General features: G+C 70.7%; 14 protein-coding genes. 10 read left to right on the top strand and 4 right to left on the bottom strand.

Annotated elements, in window-relative coordinates:
- Positions 1–8 precede the first annotated feature (8 nt).
- The 3 genes from ACT54X_RS15520 to ACT54X_RS15530 form a co-directional block, all read right to left on the bottom strand.
- Positions 9–1,097 (bottom strand): hydrogenase small subunit, encoded by a 1,089-nt coding sequence (locus ACT54X_RS15520; RefSeq protein WP_294372029.1) that lies wholly within the window; start codon positions 1,095–1,097, stop codon positions 9–11.
- A 233-nt stretch (positions 1,098–1,330) separates the two neighbouring features.
- Positions 1,331–2,623: a DUF3422 family protein gene (locus tag ACT54X_RS15525; protein WP_294372027.1), complete on the bottom strand. Its 1,293-nt coding sequence runs from the start codon at positions 2,621–2,623 to the stop codon at positions 1,331–1,333.
- On the bottom strand, positions 2,620–3,621 hold the full coding sequence (locus tag ACT54X_RS15530) for a LysR family transcriptional regulator (RefSeq protein ID WP_476347396.1): 1,002 nt from the start codon (positions 3,619–3,621) through the stop codon (positions 2,620–2,622). Before ACT54X_RS15530 ends, ACT54X_RS15525 begins: the two co-directional genes overlap by 4 nt.
- A 102-nt stretch (positions 3,622–3,723) precedes the next feature.
- Here ACT54X_RS15530 and ACT54X_RS15535 point away from each other — a divergent pair, with 102 nt between their 5' ends.
- The 10 genes from ACT54X_RS15535 (at position 3,724) to fba (ending at position 13,843) form a co-directional block, all read left to right on the top strand.
- The gene (locus ACT54X_RS15535) at positions 3,724–5,190 is read left to right on the top strand and encodes a form I ribulose bisphosphate carboxylase large subunit (protein ID WP_476347397.1); all 1,467 of its coding nucleotides are present in this window, start codon (positions 3,724–3,726) and stop codon (positions 5,188–5,190) included.
- 87 nt (positions 5,191–5,277) lie between these two features.
- The gene (locus tag ACT54X_RS15540; RefSeq protein ID WP_294372018.1) at positions 5,278–5,697 is read left to right on the top strand and encodes a ribulose bisphosphate carboxylase small subunit; all 420 of its coding nucleotides are present in this window, start codon (positions 5,278–5,280) and stop codon (positions 5,695–5,697) included.
- A 10-nt stretch (positions 5,698–5,707) separates the two neighbouring features.
- Positions 5,708–6,613 carry a CbbX protein gene (gene cbbX, locus ACT54X_RS15545; protein ID WP_476347398.1) on the top strand — a complete coding sequence of 302 codons (906 nt, stop codon included), beginning with the start codon at positions 5,708–5,710 and terminating at the stop codon, positions 6,611–6,613.
- Entirely contained in the window at positions 6,603–7,409 is an 807-nt protein-coding gene (locus tag ACT54X_RS15550; protein ID WP_476347399.1) for an HAD-IA family hydrolase, read from the top strand. Before cbbX ends, ACT54X_RS15550 begins: the two co-directional genes overlap by 11 nt.
- Positions 7,406–8,101, top strand: a complete 696-nt coding sequence (rpe, locus tag ACT54X_RS15555) for a ribulose-phosphate 3-epimerase (RefSeq protein WP_476347400.1) — start codon at positions 7,406–7,408, stop codon at positions 8,099–8,101. The genes ACT54X_RS15550 and rpe overlap by 4 nt, the downstream gene beginning before the upstream one ends.
- Positions 8,098–8,793 (top strand): HAD-IA family hydrolase, encoded by a 696-nt coding sequence (locus ACT54X_RS15560; RefSeq protein ID WP_476347401.1) that lies wholly within the window; start codon positions 8,098–8,100, stop codon positions 8,791–8,793. Before rpe ends, ACT54X_RS15560 begins: the two co-directional genes overlap by 4 nt.
- 16 nt (positions 8,794–8,809) lie before the next feature.
- A complete protein-coding gene (locus tag ACT54X_RS15565; protein ID WP_476347402.1) occupies positions 8,810–9,883 on the top strand; it encodes a class 1 fructose-bisphosphatase in 1,074 nt (357 codons plus the stop codon).
- Between the two features lie 24 nt (positions 9,884–9,907).
- Complete coding sequence (locus ACT54X_RS15570; RefSeq protein ID WP_476347403.1) at positions 9,908–10,786, top strand: phosphoribulokinase; 879 nt, start codon at positions 9,908–9,910, stop codon at positions 10,784–10,786.
- A 10-nt stretch (positions 10,787–10,796) separates the two neighbouring features.
- Positions 10,797–12,821, top strand: a complete 2,025-nt coding sequence (gene tkt / locus ACT54X_RS15575; RefSeq protein ID WP_476347404.1) for a transketolase — start codon at positions 10,797–10,799, stop codon at positions 12,819–12,821.
- A gap of 23 nt (positions 12,822–12,844) precedes the next feature.
- Positions 12,845–13,843: a class II fructose-bisphosphate aldolase gene (gene fba, locus ACT54X_RS15580; protein ID WP_476347405.1), complete on the top strand. Its 999-nt coding sequence runs from the start codon at positions 12,845–12,847 to the stop codon at positions 13,841–13,843.
- Between the two features lie 91 nt (positions 13,844–13,934).
- Here fba and ACT54X_RS15585 read toward each other — a convergent pair whose 3' ends face one another.
- The gene (locus ACT54X_RS15585; RefSeq protein ID WP_476347406.1) at positions 13,935–15,560 is read right to left on the bottom strand and encodes a glycosyltransferase family 39 protein; all 1,626 of its coding nucleotides are present in this window, start codon (positions 15,558–15,560) and stop codon (positions 13,935–13,937) included.
- Positions 15,561–15,644 lie beyond the last annotated feature (84 nt).

Here is a 15,644-nt window from a genome sequence, read left to right on the forward strand (position 1 = left end):
TCTCCGTCTCAGACCCTGGAGGTCGTGTCCTTGCTCTGCTCGCGCTTCTGCGCGGCGCGCTTGATGGCCGAGGCGGCGGCGTGGGCCACCGCGGCGGCCCCCACCACGCTGGCAGCCGTGGCACCGACCTTGTCGGCATTGGCCTCGACGCCGAACTGGTGGATGTCGGTCAGCCGGTTGTAGAACGAGCCCTTGTCCCAGAAGCCGTCCTCCGAGCAGCCGATGCAGCCATGGCCGGCCTTGATCGGGAAGCTCGTGCCCTCGTTCCACTGCACGGTGGAGCAGGCGTTGTACGTCGTCGGGCCCTTGCAGCCGACCTTGTAGAGGCAGTAGCCCTTGCGCGCGGACTCGTCGTCGAAGGCCTCGACGAACTGACCCGCGTCGAAGTGCGGCCGGCGATAGCACTTGTCGTGGATGCGCTGGCTGTAGAACATCTTCGGGCGGCCCTGGCGGTCCAGCTCGGGGATGCGGTCGAAGGTCAGCATGTAGGTGATCACGCCCGTCATCACCTCGGCGATGGGCGGGCAGCCCGGCACCTTGATGATGGGCTTGTCGAAGATGACCTTGTGGACGGGTGTGGCCTGCGTCGGGTTGGGCTTGGCGGCCTGCACGCAGCCCCAGCTCGCGCAGGAGCCCCAGCTGATGATGGCCTTGGCGTCCTTGGCGACGTGCTTCAGCTGGTCGATGAAGGGCTTGCCGCCGATGATGCAGCTCATGCCGTCCTGGTTGAGCGGCGGGTTGCCCTCCACGGCCAGGATGTAGTTGCCCTTGTACTTGGTCATGATCTCTTCGAGGATGGCCTCGGCCTGGTGGCCGGCGGCGGCCATCAGCGTGTCGTCGTAGTCCAGTGAGATCATGGACAGCACCACGTCCTTGGCGAGCGGGTGCGCGGAGCGGATGAAGGACTCGGAGCAGCAGGTGCATTCCAGGCCGTGCAGCCACAGCACCGGCGTGCGGGGCTTGGTCTCCATGGCATGGGCGATCTGCGGCACGAAGGCCGGGCCCAGGCCCAGAGACGTGGCGGTGAGCGAGCAGTACTTCAGCAGGCTGCGGCGCGAGATGCCTTGCCGGCGCATGACCTCGTAGAAGGTTTCCATCTGGGCTTGTCTCCTTGACCTGTTCGGGCCTCGTCGTGGGACCGCTCCTCGGCGGTAAGAGGCTTCTTACAAGTCGCGGGCCAACTCCAGGGCGCTCAGGGAAAACACCGAACGGGCGCTGTTAACCCGTTGAAAACGCTGAAACAGGAAGCGCGCGCACGTCCTCGCGCGCACCGGTCACCGAAAGCCCTGCTTCCGATCGCTGCGACACACTGGAAGGCCGGCTTCCAGCGTCAGTGCGCCGCGGCGAGATGGCGTCGCAGGCGCCGCAGGTTCCACATCACCACCAGCACCACCACCGGCACCAGCGCGCCGACCAACCAAACCTCGTTGATGGCCAATGCCTTGGCCAAGGGCTTGAGGGCATAGGCCGCGAGACCCACACCGTAGTAGCTCATCGCGATGACGGACAGTCCCTCCACCGTCTCCTGCAGCCGCAGCTGCATGCCCTGACGCCGGTCCAGCGAGGCGAGCAGGGCCTGGTTCTGGCGCTCGCGCTCCACCTCGGATCGTGTCTGCAGGAGCTGCGCGGCGCGGGCGATACGCCCAGACAGTTCCGCCTGGCGCGCGGCCGTCGCCGCGCAGCTCTCGACCGCCGGGCGGAAACGCCGGTCCAGGAACTCCGACAGCGGCTGCAGCCCCGGCACCACCACCTCGCGCAGCTCCGCCATGCGCCGGTCCACGATGCCGCCGTAGGCCCGGGTGGCGGAGAAGCGGGCGCCGTGGTCGGCCAGCGCATGCTCCACGCGCGCCGCGAGATCCACCAGCTCCCCGAGCAGGGCTTCGTCGCCGTCGGCCGCGCCGCGAAAGCGCTCCATCAGCGACGCGAGCTGGGCTTCCTCCCCGCCCAGTTCTCCCATGCGGCGCATCGCCAGCGGCAGGCTCAGCAGGGCCATCATGCGGTAGGTGTCGATCTCCACCAGCCGCTGCGCGGTGCGTCCGGCGCGCCGCCGGTTCAGCGTATGGTCGAAGACCAGGAAGCGGGTCACCCCATCCACCGCCCGCAGGTCGGTCACCACGGTGGCCGCCCCCCCGGCGATGCGGTTGCCGACGACCGGCTCGCTGCCGAACAGCGGCGCCACCTCACGCACATGCGGGGTCTCGCCCGGACAGGGCAGCAGCGACACCAGCGTCGCCGACACCATCGCGCCTGGCAGCCGCGCCAGCCAGCCCGGGGGCAGGGCGTCCAGCCAGGCGGTGTCGAAGGCGCTGCCCTCACCGTCCTCGCAGAACAGGCTCAGGCTGAAGAACTCGGTGTGGCGCTCCCACTTGATGCGCAGGCCGCGCCATTGGAGGCGCACATGGGTGGCGCCGCTGGCGTTCGTGGTCGCAGGGTCCAGCTCCGCGAGATGGGCCAGGCATTGCACGTCCTGCGCGGCGCCCGTCCTCAGCGTGGCGATCGACAGCACCCGGCCCGGGCTGGCAAGAGTCTCGAAAGGGCGCGCGTGGAGTTCGTCGGCCAGCCGCTGGCGCTGCGGCAGTTCGCGCGGCAGCGCCAGTGTCTGCGTGGAGGGCAGGAGGTTCATGCAAGGCTCCGCCGCACATTGCGTGCCTGAGCCGCGCCGGAGCGTCGGCTGCGAGCTGTCACCGCCGCGGTGGCGGCCCCGGCGCGCAGCTGTTCGAGGATGAGTCGCTGTCCGTCATCGGCCAGGAACTGCTTGAAGGCCGACGCCACCTGCGGCAGCCGGCGCGAGGCCAGGTGCATGGCATGCCATTCGCGCTCCAGCGGGTTGTCGGCCATGGGCAGCAACGCCAGCAGACCGGCCTCCAGCTCCAGCCCGCAGGTGTGCAGCGACAGGAAGGCCGCGCCGAAGCCGGCGGCACACATCTGCTTGATGGCCTCGTTGCTGGACATCTCCGAGCCGATGCGCAGCGGCAGCCCGGCGTCCTTGTGCAGGCGCTCCAGCGTCGTGCGAGTCCCCGAGCCGCGCTCGCGAACCAGCAAATTCGCGCCTGCAAGGTCAGCCAGCGTGAGGTCGCGCCGGCTCATCAGCGGGTGCTTCGGCGAGGCCAGGAAGGCCATCGGGTGCCTGGCGAAGGCCACCGCCGTCGTCTTCAGTTCCGCCGGCGGGCGGCCCATGATGGCGATGTCGACCTCCTGGCCGCCGAGCATGGCGACGATCTCGTCGCGATTGCCCACGCGCAGCTTCACCTTCACGTGCGGGCGATCGGCCGCGAAGGCCACCAGCAGCGGCGGCAGCAGGTACTCGGCCGTGGTCACCGCACCGACGCGCAGCGTGCCCGAGAACTGGCCGCGCTGCGCCGCCATCTCGTCGCCCGCCTCGCGCCAGAGGTCGAGGATGCGGGCCGCGTAGTCGGCCATCACCTCGCCCGCGGCGCTCAGCCGGATGCCGCGGCCGTGGCGCTCCAGCAGCGGCGCGCCGGCCGCCTCTTCCAGCAGCTTGAGCTGGATGGACACGGCCGGCTGCGTCAGGTGCAGCTCGCCCGCGGCGCGCGACACGCTGCCCAGGCGCGCGACCGCGTGGAAGGCGGCGAGCTGGCGGAAGGTGGCGTTCTTCAGCATCAGTCAAAGCCAATGAATGGCGCAAAAGAATTAACTATTGCGAATGTATTCGCGTCCCTACATTCGCGTCCATCGCCACCGACCCGCCGCAGGAGAAGGCCCATGGGCAACATGTCAGAAGCCACGCAGATCACCGACGCGAAGAAGCGCTATGCCGCCGGCGTCCTCAAGTACGCCCAGATGGGCTACTGGGACGCCGACTACGTGCCCAAGGACACCGACATCCTCGCCCTCTTCCGCATCACGCCCCAGGACGGCGTGGACGCCATCGAGGCCGCCGCCGCCGTGGCCGGCGAGTCCAGCACCGCCACCTGGACGGTGGTCTGGACCGACCGCCTCACCGCCTGCGACATGTACCGCGCCAAGGCCTACCGCGTGGACCCGGTGCCGGGCACGCCGGGCCAGTACTTCTGCTACGTGGCCTACGACCTGAGCCTCTTCGAGGAGGGCTCCATCACCAACGTCGCCGCCTCCGTCATCGGCAACGTGTTCAGCTTCAAGCCGCTCAAGGCCGCGCGGCTGGAGGACATGAGGTTCCCGGTTGCCTACGTGAAGACCTTCGCCGGCCCGCCCACCGGCATCGTCGTGGAGCGCGAGCGCCTGGACAAGTTCGGCCGCCCGCTGCTGGGCGCCACGACCAAGCCCAAGCTGGGCCTCTCGGGCCGCAACTACGGCCGCGTCGTCTACGAGGGCCTCAAGGGCGGGCTGGATTTCATGAAGGACGACGAGAACATCAACTCGCAGCCCTTCATGCACTGGCGCGACCGCTTCCTCTTCGTGATGGACGCCGTCGCCAAGGCCAGCGCCGCCACCGGCGAGGTCAAGGGCAGCTACCTCAACGTGACCGCCGGCACGATGGAAGAGATGTACCGCCGCGCCGAGTTCGCCAAGTCGCTGGGCTCGGTCATCGTTATGGTGGACCTCGTCGTCGGCTACACCGGCATCCAGAGCCTGAGCCACTGGTGCCGCCAGAACGACATGATCCTGCACCTGCACCGCGCGGGCCACGGCACCTACACGCGCCAGAAGAACCATGGCGTGAGCTTCCGCGTGATCGCCAAGTGGATGCGCCTGGCCGGCGTGGACCACATCCACGCCGGCACGGCCGTCGGCAAGCTCGAAGGCGACCCGCTGACCGTGCAGGGCTACTACAACGTCTGCCGTGACACGCACACCGTGGTCGACCTGCCGCGCGGCGTGTACTTCGACCAGGACTGGGGCGCGCTGCGCAAGGTCATGCCGGTCGCTTCCGGTGGCATCCATGCCGGCCAGATGCACCAGCTGCTCGACCTCTTCGGCGACGACGTGGTGCTGCAGTTCGGCGGCGGCACCATCGGCCACCCGCAGGGCATCCAGGCGGGCGCGACGGCCAACCGCGTGGCGCTCGAAGCGATGGTGCTGGCCCGCAATGAGGGCCGCGACATCGCCAACGAAGGCCCGCAGATCCTGCGCGACGCGGCCCGGTGCTGCACGCCGCTGGCCGCGGCCCTGGAGACCTGGGGCGACATCACCTTCAACTACACGTCCACCGACACCTCGGACTTCGTGCCCGCGCCGTCCGTCGCCTGACCTCAGCCATTCCAGCCGCCAGCGTGGCCGTGCGTGTTCGCGGCCGGCGCGGGCGGCACTCGCCCCGCACACCCCAGGAGCGCACCCATGCGAATCACCCAAGGCACCTTCTCGTTCCTCCCCGACCTCAGCGACGCGCAGATCGCCCGCCAGTTGGAGCACTGCCTGGCCCGCGGCTGGGCCATCGGCATCGAGTTCACCGACGACCCGCATCCCCGCAACACCTACTGGGAGATGTTCGGCAACCCCATGTTCGACATCGCCGACGCAGCCGGCGTGATGCTGGAGCTGAGGCGCTGCCGCGAGGCCTTCCCGAGCCACTACATCCGGCTGGCGGCCTTCGACTCGTCGCACGGCACCGAGTCGGTCGTGCTGTCCTTCATCGTCAACCGGCCGGCCGCGGAGCCGGGCTTCCGGTTGGTCCGCACCGAGGAGCCGGGCCGCACGGTGCGCTACGCCATCGAGAGCTACGCCGTCCAGCGCGCCCCCGAAGGCCAACGCTACTGACCGCACGACGATGAGCGCCCTGCCTGACACCGCCGTCGACCAGACGCCCGCCGCTCTGCTCGAAGCCTCCGGCGTGCGCGAGGTGCTGGACCAGCTCGACCGCGAACTCGTGGGCCTGGCTCCGGTCAAGGGCCGCATCCGCGACATCGCGGCGCTGCTGCTCATCGACAAGCTGCGCGCCGCCCGGGGCCTGCAGGCAACAAAGCCGTCGCTGCACATGTGCTTCACCGGCAACCCCGGCACGGGCAAGACGACCGTTGCGCTGCGCATGGCCGCCGTGCTCAGGCAACTGGGCTATGTGCGCAAGGGCCACCTCGTGGCCGTCACGCGTGACGACCTGGTGGGCCAGTTCATCGGACACACTGCACCCAAGACACGCGAGATCGTCAAGAAGGCCATGGGCGGCGTGCTCTTCATCGACGAGGCCTACTACCTCTACAAGCCCGAGAACGAGCGCGACTACGGCCAGGAGTCCATCGAGATCCTGCTGCAGGCGATGGAGAACCACCGCGACGACCTGGTCGTCATCCTGGCCGGCTACCGCGACCGCATGGAGACCTTCTTCTCCAGCAACCCGGGCATGGCCTCGCGCATCGCCCACCACATCGACTTCCCCGACTACAGCGAGCCCGAGCTGATGCGCATCGCGCAGCTGATGCTCGAACAGCTCAACTACCGCTTCGACGCCGAGGCCGAGCCGGCCTTCGCCCGCTACGTGGGCCTGCGCCGGCAGCAGCCGCATTTCGCCAACGCGCGCTCCATCCGCAATGCGCTGGACCGCATCCGGCTGCGCCATGCGACGCGGCTCTTCACCGCCGGCACCGCCCCGAGCCGCGAGCAGCTCTGCACGCTGCAGGCCGAGGACGTGCTGGCCAGCCGCGTGTTCACGGCAGCAGGAGCCCACCATGGCGATTGAGGCGCTGGTCTTCGACGTCGACGGCACGCTGGCCGACACCGAGGAGGCCCACCGCGTGGCCTTCAACCTCGCCTTCGAGCGCCACCGCCTGGGCTGGAGCTGGAGCCGCGCCGACTACCGCCAGCTGCTGGAGGTGACCGGCGGCAAGGAGCGCATCGCCAGCTACATCGACACGCTGCCCGTCCCCGCCGCCGAGCGCGCCCGGCTGCGCGGCCTCGTGCCCGAGCTGCATGCGGACAAAACCCGCTTCTACACGGCCGCCGTGCACGATGGCGGGCTGCAACTGCGCGAGGGCGTCGCCCGCCTGATCGAAGAGGCCGTGGGCGCCGGCTGCCGCCTGGCCATCGCGAGCACGACGACGGCCGCCAACATCCACGCGCTGCTGGCCGCCACCCTGGGCACGCGCGGGCTGGACCTCTTCAGCGTCATCGCCTGCGGCGACCAGGTGCGCGCCAAGAAGCCAGCGCCCGACATCTACCGCCTGGCGCTCGCCACGCTGGGCCTGCAGCCCGAACGTGCCGTGGCGCTGGAGGATTCCGTCAACGGCTTGCGTGCCGCCACCGCCGCCGGGCTGTGGACGCTCGTGACGCCGACCTTCTGGACCGAAGGCGGCGACTTCTCCGCCGCCGGCCTCGTGCTGCCGTGCCTGGGCGATCCCGCCGCACCGCTGCCCGGCGAGCCCGGCTGCCAGCTCCGCAGCGCCGGCTGGCTGCGCTTCGAGGAACTCTGCGAGCTGGCCAGCCCGGCCGCTGCCCTCACTCCCCTGCAAGCCCTGTATCGGGGCCTTCCGTCATGAGCACTGCCATCCTGCGCATCGCACCCAGCCTGCTGTCCGCCGACTTCGCCCGCCTGGGCGAGGAGGTGCGCGCCGTCATCGACGCCGGCGCCGACCTCATCCATTTCGACGTGATGGACCACCACTACGTGCCCAACCTGACCGTCGGCCCGATGGTCTGCCAGGCCATCGCGCCGCATTGCCGCCGGGCCGACGGCAGCGCCGTGCCCATCGACGTGCACCTGATGGTGCAGCCGGTGGACGCGCTGATTCCCCTGTTCGCCGAGGCCGGCGCCAGCCTTGTCACCTTCCACCCCGAGGCCAGCCTGCACGTGGACCGCACGCTGCAGCTGATCCGGTCGCTGGGCATGAAGGCGGGCCTGGCCCTGAACCCGGCCACGCCGCTGCACCTGATCGACCATGTGATGGAAAGGCTGGACCTCGTGCTGCTGATGTCGGTCAACCCCGGCTTCGGCGGCCAGGCCTTCATTGAGAGCAGCCTGCCCAAGATCGAGCTGCTGCGAAAGCGCCTCGACGCCAGCGGCCGCGATATCTGGCTGGAAGTGGACGGCGGCGTGAACGTGCGCAACATCCGCCGTGTCGTGGCGGCGGGGGCGGACACCGTCGTCGCCGGCTCGGCCGTCTTCAGCGGCGGGGACTACCGCCGCAGCATCGCCGCGCTGCGGCACGAAGCCGCCGGAGGACCGGCATGAAGCCACGGATCCAGGCCATCGCCTTCGACCTGGACGGCACGCTGGTGGACAGCGCCGCCGGCGTCGCCCTGGCGCTGAACGCCGCGCTGATGAACGCGGGCCTCATGGCCTTCGACGCCGCTACCGTGCGCGGCTGGATCGGCGACGGGCCGGACGCCCTCGTACAGAAGGCCTTGCGCGCCTCGGCGCTCGACGGTGTCAACCCCGCGACGCTGGCCTGGCGGCTGCGTCGCGACTTCGACGAGGCCACGCTGCAGGACCCGTCGGCCCAGGGCTCGCCCTATCCCGGCATCGCGGCGCTGGTGCGGGCGCTGGCGGACGTCTACCCGCTCGTGGTCGTCACCAACAAGCCGACGCCGCTGGCATGCGCCGTGCTGGAAGGGGCAGGGCTGTTCGCGTATTTCGCGGCCGTCCACGGCGCCGACACGCCTGCGCAGCGCAAGCCGTCGCCGCGGCTGATCGAGCAGGCGGCGCAGCGCCTGGGCCTGCCCACCACCGAGCTGCTGATGGTGGGCGACGGCCCGGCGGACCTGCGCGCCGCCCGCGCCGCCGGCAGCCGCGCCGCCTGGGTGAGCTGGGGTTATGGCGAGCTGACGGCGCCGCTGGGCGGCGACGTCTGGCGCGTCGACGCCCCGCGCGATCTGATCGAACTGATTGCCCGCCTGCAGCCCGACACCGCATCGATTCCCTAAATCCAAGGAGACCCCCATGCCCACCGGAGGCCGTTCCACCCTCACCCAGTTCCTCATCGAGGAGCGCCGCCGCCACCCCGACGCGACCGGCGACCTCAATGCGCTCATCACTGACGTGTCGCTCGCCTGCAAGGCCATCGCCCGCAAGGTGGCCTACGGCGCGCTGGCCGGCGTGCTCGGCAGCGCCGGCACCGGCAACGTGCAGGGCGAGGAGCAGAAGACGCTGGACGTGCTGGCCAACGACATGTTCCTGCGCGCCAGCGAATGGGGCGGACATCTCGCTGGCATGTTGTCCGAGGAACTGGAAGCACCGTATTCGCTGCCGCCCCAGCACCCGCGCGGCAAATACCTGCTGCTCTTCGACCCGCTGGACGGCTCGTCCAACATCGACGTCAACGTGTCGGTGGGCAGCATCTTCTCGGTGCTGCGCGCCGCCACACCCGGGCAGGACCCGCGGCCCGAGGACTTCCTGCAGCCCGGCAGCCGCCAGGTGTGCGCGGGCTATGCCATCTATGGCCCGTCGACCATGCTGGTGCTGACGCTGGGCCGCGGCACGCATGCCTTCACGCTGGACCCGCAGCTCGGCGAATGGGTGCTCAGCCACCCCGACCTGAAGCTGCCGGAGCGCACGCGCGAGTTCGCGATCAACGCGTCCAACAGCCGCTTCTGGGAGCCGGCCGTCAAGCGCTACGTGGACGAATGCCTGGCCGGCCAGGCGGGCCCCCGCGGCGACGACTTCAACATGCGCTGGATCGCCTCCCTCGTGGCCGAGACCCACCGCATCCTGATGCGCGGCGGCGTCTTCCTCTACCCGCGCGACAGCAAGGACCCGGCGCGCGCCGGGAGGTTGCGCCTGCTCTACGAGGCCAACCCCATCTCCTTCCTCGTCGAGCAGGCGGGCGGGCGCGCCAGCACGGGACGGCGCCGGCTGATGGACGTGCAGCCTGACGCCCTGCACCAGCGCATCGGCTTCGTCTTCGGCTCGGCGCAGGAGGTGCAGCGCATCGAGACCTACCACGCCGAGGAGCCGGCGCAGAGCTACGACTCGCCCCTCTTCGGCCGGCGCGGCCTCTTCGCCGCCAACACCTGACCCAGCCACGCAACGGGAACCCCCATGTCCGCCAAGCACCCCATCATCGCCATCACCGGCTCCTCCGGCGCGGGCACCACGTCGGTGACGCGCACCTTCGAGAACATCTTCCGCCGCGAAGGCGTGGCCGCCGCCCTCATCGAAGGTGACAGCTTCCACCGCCACGACCGCCAGGCCATGAAGGCCGCCATGGCCGAGGCCGAGAAGAACGACCAGCCGCACTTCAGCCATTTCGGCGAGAGCGCCAACCTCTTCGACGAGCTGCAGGAGCTCTTCCGCAGCTACGCCGAGACCGGCCAGGGCCGGAGCCGCAAATACCTGCACAACGAGGAGGAGGCCGCGCCCTACCGGCAGCCGCCCGGCACCTTCACCGCCTGGGAGCCGCTGCCGGCCAGCGACCTGCTGTTCTACGAAGGCCTGCACGGCGGCGTGACGACCGACAAGGTCGACGTGGCCCGCTTCGTGGACCTGCTGATCGGCGTCGTGCCCGTCATCAACCTGGAGTGGATCCAGAAGATCCACCGCGACCGCAGCACCCGCGGCTACTCCACCGAGGCCGTCACCGACGTGATCCTGCGCCGCATGCACGAGTACGTGCACTACATCTGCCCGCAGTTCACGCGCACCCACATCAACTTCCAGCGCGTGCCCGTCGTCGACACCTCCGACCCCTTCATCGCGCGCACCATCCCGACGGCCGACGAGAGCCTGGTCGTCATCCGCTTCGCCAACCCGCGCGGCTTCGACTTCCCCTACCTGCTCAGCATGCTGCACGACTCGTGGATGTCGCGCGCCAACACGCTGGTGGTGCCGGGCGGCAAGATGGAGCTGGCCATGCAGCTGATCTTCACGCCGATGATCCTGCGGCTGGTGGAGCGGCGCCGCAACCTGCTGGCCGCCTGAGGAGCACGTCATGAAGAACGACCTGCCCTCCCGCACCCTGCGCCAGCAATGCGCGAACGCGCTGCGCATGCTCGCCGTCGACGCGGTGCAGGCCGCCCACAGCGGCCACCCCGGCATGCCCATGGGCATGGCCGACATCGCCGAAGCCCTGTGGCGCCACCACCTGCGCCACGACCCGGCCGACCCCGCCTGGCCCGACCGCGACCGCTTCGTGCTGTCCAACGGCCACGGCTCCATGCTGCTGTACGCGCTGCTGCACCTGAGCGGCTACGCGCTGCCGATGGACGAGATCAAGCGCTTCCGTCAGCTGCACAGCCGCACGCCCGGCCACCCCGAGGTCGACGTCACGCCGGGCGTGGAGACGACGACCGGCCCGCTGGGCCAGGGCATTGCCAATGCCGTGGGCATGGCGCTGGCCGAGAAGCTGCTGGCCGACGAGTTCAACCGCCCCGGCCACGCGGTCGTCGACCATCGCACCTACGTCTTCCTCGGCGACGGCTGCCTGATGGAGGGCCTGAGCCACGAGGCCTGTTCGCTGGCCGGCACCTGGCGGCTGCACAAGCTCGTCGCCTTCTACGACGACAACGGCATCTCCATCGACGGCGACGTCAGGGGCTGGTTCGGCGACGACACGCCCGGCCGCTTCGAGGCCTATGGCTGGACCGTGCTGCGCGGCGTGGACGGCCACGACGTCGACGCGCTGGACCGCGCCATCGCCACCGCGCACGCGGCCGACAAGCCCGTGCTGATCTGCTGCCGCACCACCATCGGCAAGGGCTCGCCCAACCGCGCCGGCACGGCCAAGGTGCATGGCGAGGCGCTGGGCGCCGAGGAGATCGCGCTGACACGGGCGGCGCTGGGCTGGACGGCCGCGCCCTTCGAGGTGCCGGATGAGCTGCGCGAGGCCTGGTCGGCCCGCGAGCGCGGCGCGGCGCTGAACGCCGCCTGGCGCAAGCGCTTCGCCGCCTACGCCCTCGCCTACCCCGACCTCGCCCGCGAGCTGCAGCGCCGCCAGCCCCGGCGCGCGCCGCTGGGCCCGCAAGCCGAGCAAGCCCTCGCGCAGGCCTGCGCGGCTGCCGAATCCCGGGCCGCCGCCGTGGCCACGCGCAAGGCCTCGCAGGATGTGCTGCAGGCGCTCGGCCCCGCCACGCCCGAGCTGCTCGGCGGCTCGGCCGACCTGACGGGATCGAACCTGACCGACTGGGCCGGCCACCGTGCGCTGAAGGGCACGGGCACCGGCAACCACGTGCACTACGGCGTTCGCGAGTTCGGCATGGCGGCCCTCATGAACGGCGTCGCGCTGCACGGCGGCTACCGGGCCTTCGGCGGCACCTTCCTGGCGTTCTCGGACTACGCCCGCAACGCCGTGCGCATGGCGGCTCTCATGCGGCTGCCGGTCGTGCACGTGTACACGCACGACTCCATCGGCCTGGGCGAGGACGGCCCCACCCACCAGCCGGTGGAGCATGCGTCCAGCCTGCGCCTCATCCCCGGCCTCGACGTCTGGCGGCCGGCCGACGCGACCGAGACCGCCGTCGCCTGGCGCGAGGCCATGCGCCGCGCGGACGGGCCAAGCGCGCTGCTGCTGTCGCGCCAGGCGCTGCCCCATGCCGGCGACGGCCGCGCGCGGCTGGACGACATCGCCCGCGGCGGCTACGTGCTGCGCCAGCCCGATGGCGAGCGCCTCGCGCTGCTGGCCAGCGGCTCGGAGGTCGGCATCGCGCTCGCCGCCGCCGCGCTGCTCGTCGACGCCGGCCTCCCGGCGCGCGTCGTGTCACTGCCCTGCCTGAACGTGTTCGACCGCCAGGACGCCGCCTGGCGCCATGACGTCATCCCCCGCCACCTGCCGCGCCTGGCCGTGGAGGCGGGCAGCACGGGCCTGTGGTGGAAGTACGTCGGCGAGCACGGCGACGTGGTGGGCCTCGACCGCTTCGGCGAATCCGCGCCGGCGGGCGAGCTGTTCCGGCTCTTCGGCCTCACCGCCGAAGCCGTGGCCGCGCGCGCCCGCGCCCTCGTCGCGCCGGAAAGCCACTGACACCGACCCCCAAGGAGCCCCCGATGCCCATGATCTCCCTGCGCCGCCTGCTCGACCATGCGGCCGAGCACCGCTACGGCGTGCCCGCCTTCAACGTGAACAACCTGGAGCAGATCCAGGCCATCATGCAGGCCGCCCACGCGACCGACAGCCCGGTCATCCTGCAGGCCTCGGCCGGTGCGCGCAACTACGCGGGCGAGCCCTTCCTGCGCAAGATGGTGGAGGCCGCCGCCGAGATGTACCCGCGCCTGCCCATCGTGCTGCACCAGGACCATGGCGCCAGCCCCGCCGTGTGCATGCAGTCCATCCGTTCGGGATTCACGAGCGTGATGATGGACGGCTCGCTCCTGGAGGACGCGAAGACGCCCGCCTCCTACGACTACAACGTGGGCGTGACGCGCCGCGTGGTCGAGATGGCGCATGCGGTGGACGTGTCGGTGGAAGGCGAGCTCGGCTGCCTGGGGTCGCTGGAGTCCGGCACCGCGGGCGAGGAGGATGGCGTCGGCGCCGCAGGGCAGCTCACGCACGAGCAGATGCTCACCGACCCCGAGCAGGCCGCCGACTTCGTCGCCCGCACCGGCGTGGACGCGCTGGCCATCGCCATCGGCACCTCGCACGGCGCCTACAAGTTCAGCCGCAAGCCGACGGGCGACATCCTCGCCATCGACCGCATCAGGGCCATCCACGCGCGCATCCCGAACACCCATCTCGTGATGCACGGCTCATCCTCCGTGCCGCAGCAGTGGCTGGCCGTCATCCGCGAGCATGGCGGCGACATCAAGGAGACCTACGGCGTGCCGGTGGAGGAGATCCAGGAAGGCATCCGCCATGGTGTTCGCAAGGTCAACATCGACACCGACATCCGCCTGGCCATGACGGGCGCGATGCGGCGGGCGATGGCGAACAGGCCCGACGAGTTCGACCCACGCAGATTCCTGAGTGCCGCCCTCATCGCAGCCCGGGACCTGTGTGCCGAACGCTTCGAGGCCTTTGGATGCGCGGGCATGGCGTCCAGGATCTAGAGCGGGACGGGGCAGGCGCTTCGGGCAGTCGCAGGATTCCAGGCGGATCACCAAAGGGCCGCGTCCCGCTGCCGCGGCAGGCCCGGGCCAACTAACCGCGCGCGGCCGCGACGGAGGCGCAGCCATCGCCGGTTGCCGACTGCTCATGCGGCAGCACCAGGCCCCAGCGCATCGACACGGTCCTCGCACTTCCCTCGGCCCAGGGGAGCTCGATGCGGCCCTGACAGTCGGCCTGGGCCAGCCGCGTCTCCAGCGTGGGCCATTCGGACTGGAAGGGCTGCGTGTCGAGGATGACGACCATGCCGCCGCCGCGCTCCAGTGCGCCGGGTTCGATCCAGGGCGAGGTGCGTTCCTCGCCATCGATCCACAGCTGCACCGCGGGGCCCATTTTCAAGGCGACGGCACCGCCGAACCAGGTATCGCCGACGAGCATGGGCAGCGGCCGATCGGGCACCCGGGCGTGCCAGATCTGCTGCAGCCGGTCAGCGATCTGCTGCGAGGGCAGGCTGCCGCGGGTGATGTGGCCGCGCCGGGCCTCGCCGCCGCCTTCGGCCCAGGCACCGCCCATGGCCGCCATGACATGGAACAGGGCTGCCGCGCCCAGCAGCACACCCCACCGGCGGCGACGCCAGTGCTCCGCCTCCAGCCCCGGCACCACCATGGCCAGCCACAGCGGCAGCGGCAGGAAGAAGGTGGTGAACCAGTGGCCATGCGCCCTGGTGCCCAGCAGGGTGATGGCGGCCAGCACCAGCACCACCGGCCCGAAGGCCGCCCAGGCCAGGAAGCGCCGGTCCGCGGCCTGGATCGCCGCGGTCGGCTGGGGCCCGGTCGGCACCGGTGGCGTGGCGGTCCGCGGCCGCAGCACGCAGGCGAGCGCGACCACCACCAGCATCGGCAGCAGCCGCCCGATCTGCATGCCCAGCTGCTGGCGCAGCTGCAGCGTCCGGTGGGGTCGGTGTCCACGGGCCTCCATCGATGCGGCGGCATAGCCCAGCGTCTGGTGCGTGTGGGTCAGGGCCCAGTACAGGTGGGGCGCCAGCAGCACCAGCGCCACGATCATCGCCAGGCCCAGGCCGCGCCAGATGCGCGGCTCGCGCCAGCGGCCCGCCTGCATCAGCAGCAGCGCGCCGACGGCGAACTGCACCACCGCGCTGTACTTGGTCAGCAGCGAAAGGGCCGCGAACACGCCCAGCGCGATCCAGTGCCGCGGCTTCGCGTCGGCCCGGCACAGGGTGCGCCACAGCATCCACCAGTAGCCGGCCAGGGGCAGCAGCTGCACGGTGTTGTGGTTGAAGACCACGGTCCGCGGCAGGTGGTAGGCCACCAGCGAGGCCAGCACCACGGCCAGCAGCGCGCGCTGAGGCGGCATGCATTCGCGCGCCCAGCGCCACAGCAGATAGAGGGCGGCTGCCCCGCAGCCCACCCCCGCCACATAGGTCAGCCAGGGCTCAGGTCCCGCCAGGCGCACCAGCACCGCCATGATCCAGGTGGGCAGCGGCGGGTGCTTGTAGTAGCCCCACTGGAAGCGCTGGGCCCAGAACAGCTCTTCCACGTTGTCCCACGGCGGCGACTGGTAGGCCAGTACCGGCGGAAGGGCCCACAGCAGCACGAGGGCCAACAGCACGAGCGGCACGGCGCCGCGCGGCAGCTGCGCAGGCAATGCGGGTGCGGCGGGCGACGCGGATCCGCGGGGCGGGGAGAGTTCGAACGACAACATGGGCGGCGGTTTGTACGACGTTCTGCCTCACCAGCGTCTGACGAGCCCGGAGCATGTAGGGCCATTCGGACGGGCGGTAGGCCT

This window comes from Pseudacidovorax sp. DMC4, assembly GCF_056314265.1.

What these genes read in the sequence shown, in the direction of transcription:
- ACT54X_RS15525 (WP_294372027.1), bottom strand. Translation starts at nt 2,623, where the DNA reads ATGAACCTCCTGCCCTCCACGCAGACACTGGCGCTGCCGCGCGAACTG.
- ACT54X_RS15550 (WP_476347399.1), top strand. Translation starts at nt 6,603, where the DNA reads ATGGCGATTGAGGCGCTGGTCTTCGACGTCGACGGCACGCTGGCCGAC.
- ACT54X_RS15540 (WP_294372018.1), top strand. Translation starts at nt 5,278, where the DNA reads ATGCGAATCACCCAAGGCACCTTCTCGTTCCTCCCCGACCTCAGCGAC.
- ACT54X_RS15585 (WP_476347406.1), bottom strand. Translation starts at nt 15,560, where the DNA reads ATGTTGTCGTTCGAACTCTCCCCGCCCCGCGGATCCGCGTCGCCCGCC.
- ACT54X_RS15535 (WP_476347397.1), top strand. Translation starts at nt 3,724, where the DNA reads ATGGGCAACATGTCAGAAGCCACGCAGATCACCGACGCGAAGAAGCGC.
- tkt (WP_476347404.1), top strand. Translation starts at nt 10,797, where the DNA reads ATGAAGAACGACCTGCCCTCCCGCACCCTGCGCCAGCAATGCGCGAAC.
- ACT54X_RS15530 (WP_476347396.1), bottom strand. Translation starts at nt 3,621, where the DNA reads ATGCTGAAGAACGCCACCTTCCGCCAGCTCGCCGCCTTCCACGCGGTC.
- rpe (WP_476347400.1), top strand. Translation starts at nt 7,406, where the DNA reads ATGAGCACTGCCATCCTGCGCATCGCACCCAGCCTGCTGTCCGCCGAC.
- cbbX (WP_476347398.1), top strand. Translation starts at nt 5,708, where the DNA reads ATGAGCGCCCTGCCTGACACCGCCGTCGACCAGACGCCCGCCGCTCTG.
- ACT54X_RS15570 (WP_476347403.1), top strand. Translation starts at nt 9,908, where the DNA reads ATGTCCGCCAAGCACCCCATCATCGCCATCACCGGCTCCTCCGGCGCG.
- ACT54X_RS15560 (WP_476347401.1), top strand. Translation starts at nt 8,098, where the DNA reads ATGAAGCCACGGATCCAGGCCATCGCCTTCGACCTGGACGGCACGCTG.
- ACT54X_RS15565 (WP_476347402.1), top strand. Translation starts at nt 8,810, where the DNA reads ATGCCCACCGGAGGCCGTTCCACCCTCACCCAGTTCCTCATCGAGGAG.
- ACT54X_RS15520 (WP_294372029.1), bottom strand. Translation starts at nt 1,097, where the DNA reads ATGGAAACCTTCTACGAGGTCATGCGCCGGCAAGGCATCTCGCGCCGC.
- fba (WP_476347405.1), top strand. Translation starts at nt 12,845, where the DNA reads ATGCCCATGATCTCCCTGCGCCGCCTGCTCGACCATGCGGCCGAGCAC.